This is a genomic window from Micromonospora sp. U56, assembly GCF_018070095.1.
GTDB lineage: Bacteria > Actinomycetota > Actinomycetes > Mycobacteriales > Micromonosporaceae > Micromonospora > Micromonospora purpureochromogenes.
This window is the reverse complement of record NZ_JAGPYL010000274.1, coordinates 1-1000: the sequence shown is the minus strand read 5'-3', so window position 1 is coordinate 1000 and position 1000 is coordinate 1. Positions and strand designations below refer to the sequence as shown.

Here is a 1000-nt window from a genome sequence, read left to right as displayed (position 1 = left end):
TCGATCAACAGACCCGACAGATGCGGCAGCAACCGCTCCACAAGCGAACACGCTGGTTATGATCAACGAAAGCGCCGAGCGGGCGACGGAACCGTCCACATCACAAGATCGGCGACAGAGCCAAGGTCCGCGACGGGCAGGTCGCCAACCGGCCGTTCTACGCCGCGATCGGGGTCACCCTCGACGGGGACAAGGACATCCTCGGCCTGTGGGCCGGCGCGGGTGGCGAGGGCGCGAAGTTCTGGATGAGCGTGCTGACCGACCTGCGCAACCGCGGCGTCAAGGACGTGTTCTTCCTCGTCTGCGACGGCCTCAAAGGCCTGCCCGAGGTCGTCACGAACGTCTGGCCCCAGACCGTCGTGCAGACCTGCATCATCCACCTGATCCGCAACACGTTCCGGCTGACCTCACGCCGGTACTGGGACGAGCTCAAGCGCGACATCAAGCCGATCTACACCGCCGTCAACGCGGCTGCGGCCCGGGCGGCGTTCGACGACCTGGCCGAGAAGTGGGGCGGGCGGTATCCGGCGGTGATCCGGCTGTGGGACAACGCCTGGGCCGAGTTCATTCCGTTCCTCGACTACGACCTGGAGATCCGCACCGTCATCTGCTCCACCAACGCGATCGAGTCGCTCAACGCCCGCTACCGGCGGGCGGTCAAGGCCCGCGGCCACTTCCCCAACGAGCAGGCCGCGTTGAAGTGTCTGTACCTGGTGACCCGGTCCCTGGACCCCACCGGAGCAGGCAGAACCCGATGGACGATGCGCTGGAAACCCGCGTTGAACGCCTTCGCCATCACCTTCAGCGACCGCTTCCCAGCCGCTGAAACCTACTAACCAAGATCGCCGGAAACACCGTTAGCGAGACAGACCCAACCCCAATGCCGTTCAGTTAAGGGGGTGGGTTGGTTGTCAACGCCGTCGTGTTGAGGATCTTGATGGCGATGGTGTGGTGGTAGTTGGTGCGGTCGATGGCGCCCTTGGCGCGGTGTTTGGAGATG

1 pseudogene is annotated in these 1000 nt (G+C 64.6%); it reads left to right on the top strand.

Going from position 1 to position 1000, the window contains the following annotated elements:
• Positions 1-122: 122 nt before the first annotated feature.
• Positions 123-836: pseudogene (locus tag KBX37_RS33950) on the top strand (IS256 family transposase); the annotation flags it as partial.
• Positions 837-1000 lie beyond the last annotated feature (164 nt).